Annotated in this window: 1 protein-coding gene; it reads right to left on the bottom strand. The window is 72.3% G+C overall.

From position 1 onward, the window contains the following. Nucleotides 1-436: DMT family transporter (locus B2U11_RS02200; protein WP_292069557.1), on the bottom strand; the 436-nt coding region annotated here is incomplete at its 3' end. Between the last annotated feature and the right edge of the window lie 145 nt (nucleotides 437-581).

The raw sequence follows: 581 nt of genomic DNA on the forward strand, positions 1-581 counted from the left end.
CGCCGTCAGCGCCGGCCGCCATCGCGAAGGCGCCGCCCATCGCCAGCACCAGCGCGAGTAGGAACAGCCTCCGCGGCCGTTCCTTCAGCACGAACCAGGCGAAAAGGGTCACGACCACTGGCGTCAGGTTGCACAGCACCGTGGCGTTGGCCACCGACGTCATGACGATGCCGTAGTGCCAGAAGCTGAGGTCGAGCGCGAAGAACAGGCCGGCCAGCAGCGCCCACTTCGACGGCCGGGCCACGCCGCCCGGTTCGCGCCCCGCCAGGATCGCCAGAAGCGGCAGGGCGAAGGCGAAGCGCCAGAAGCCCGCGGCCGCCGGCCCGGTCTCGGTCAGGCGCACAAGAATGGGGGCCAGCCCCAGGACGCAGGCCGCCACGAGCAGCACCGCCAACGCCGGCGCGAGCGGAGACAGTCTGGGGGGCGGGGCGATCATGGCCGCTCTTTAGGCCGCGCCGCGAGCCCGCGCCATCCGCATCGGCGAGGGGGCGAGAGGCGGCGTCAGGCCAGCGGGTCGATGCGCGCCTTCAACGTCACTTCCAGCCCCGGCTTGCGGTCGCGATAGGCCAACTGGCCGTCCA

This window comes from Brevundimonas sp. UBA7534 (assembly GCF_002479325.1).
GTDB lineage: Bacteria > Pseudomonadota > Alphaproteobacteria > Caulobacterales > Caulobacteraceae > Brevundimonas.